Raw genomic sequence first — 1,786 nt, forward strand, 5'->3', positions numbered from 1 at the left:
TACTTATTTGTTCGATCAAATTAATCATGATAGTGAAGTTCTGTCAGAAACTTAATGAGAAACCAGATATTTCATTACAAAGAAAAAGATAAAAAAATAATAAATCAAAATATAGCATAAGCGACCTTAGTAACTTTGGTTACGATACATAGGGTCGTTTATTGTTATGGAGAATGTAAAAAAATAAAATGAAGATCTTCTTCATAGCAAAGCTCAAAGATTATTGATCATTTCCACTCTTGCTTTAGTAAAAAATGATTGGTCCTATACATTGATTAAAGTCCTTTCGAAGTGTCAAATGAAGGATTATACATATGATCAAAAAAGGCACATTCTTTGTTGGGAAAATCTGTTCACTGTTAATAAGAATTTATCTACCTTAATAAGCTAACTATTTAGTAAATTATTTCATAATAAAGGAGATGGAAGTGTGTTTGGATTCAGTGATATGCCCAAGTTCTTGTTTTCTTTCTTACTTGTATTACCACTTGTATCTCTCGTTCACCAATTAGGACATTCTATCATGGCAATTTTTTTCGGAGGGAGAGTAGATTTTACCATTGGAAAAGGAAAAACCATTTTTAAATGGAGAAAAATCAAAATAAAATCAGTCTACTTTTTAGATTCTTTTTGTGTATATGAAAAACTAAAATACGATAACCGATTTACCCATGCTTGTGTCTATGCTGGAGGTGCCATTGCTAATTTAGCTGCTATTTTCCTTATAAATGGTTTAGTTATGACTGACATCCTTTCAGCAAGTCTCTTTTCTTACCAGTTTGTCTATTTTTCTGTTTATTATATTGTCTTTTCGCTGCTGCCTATTAAATTTACAGAAACCACTTCAAGCGATGGACGTGCTATTTATGATGCATTGAGATATGGAAAAATAACATGTAACCCTGATTAATAAAGCTGGAATAATGATGTGAAACGATGGGTTTGCAGGCTACATGGGATTCCTTTTTACGTAATAAATTAGATGATAAAAATACAATTACTTTAAGTAATATGGTTAATTCAGCAATTAGTGTTGATGTTGATAAATAATTGATATCAAAAAACCTTCTACTCCTGTCAGGTAGAAGGTCATTTGTGTGATTGAAATGTCATTGTATACCCTGCGAGAAAGGTAACACATTTATTCATTACCAATAAAATCATACTTTAAACAGATTACATAAGGAAACCTTCTATCCTATAGATAGAAGGCAAGATAGAAACATACTATAAGCAAAGGTAGATGACTTAGATAACTTTACATTTATTTTTATACCCAGAAGGAAAGAACTTAAACAAATAAAAACCCTTCTACTCATAGAGAGTAGAAAGTCACATGGATCACATACTGTTAAAAAAAAGTTAGTTGATTATAGATTTTAACCCAAAAAATAAAATTCAAACATCTTACATAAAAAAATATCAATATGTAAAATACATTGTATTTCTTCTGATGCTAGAGGTTGGGCTATTGGCCTTTATTTTTCATGAGATAGTCGAAAAACCAAAGAATGTCCCATCAACTGAATACATTAAGTTAGAGTCACCATTGAAAGACGTTTGTATAAGGCATTGGTTATGAATAGCTATTCTGTACGAACACAAATAAAATGTGAACCATATTGGATTGGTCTTGTCATAGGTAGGCTTACGATTGAAAGCGATGGAAAAGAGTATCATTCTTTAGGCGCGCAAAAAGCACATGATTGAAAGAAAGATGCTTATTTGAGGAAACGAGGATATAAAGTAATGCGCATCAGTGGTAGCAGCATTGTAAATTGTATAC

1 protein-coding gene is annotated in these 1,786 nt (G+C 31.0%); it reads left to right on the forward strand.

The window, feature by feature from the left end:
* Positions 1–430 precede the first annotated feature (430 nt).
* Positions 431–910, forward strand: coding sequence for a site-2 protease family protein (locus tag AC1DRF_RS26010; protein WP_098334916.1), 480 nt, complete (start codon positions 431–433; stop codon positions 908–910).
* Positions 911–1,786: the final 876 nt, after the last annotated feature.

The sequence above is a fragment of the Priestia sp. P5_B4 genome (genome assembly GCF_056400385.1).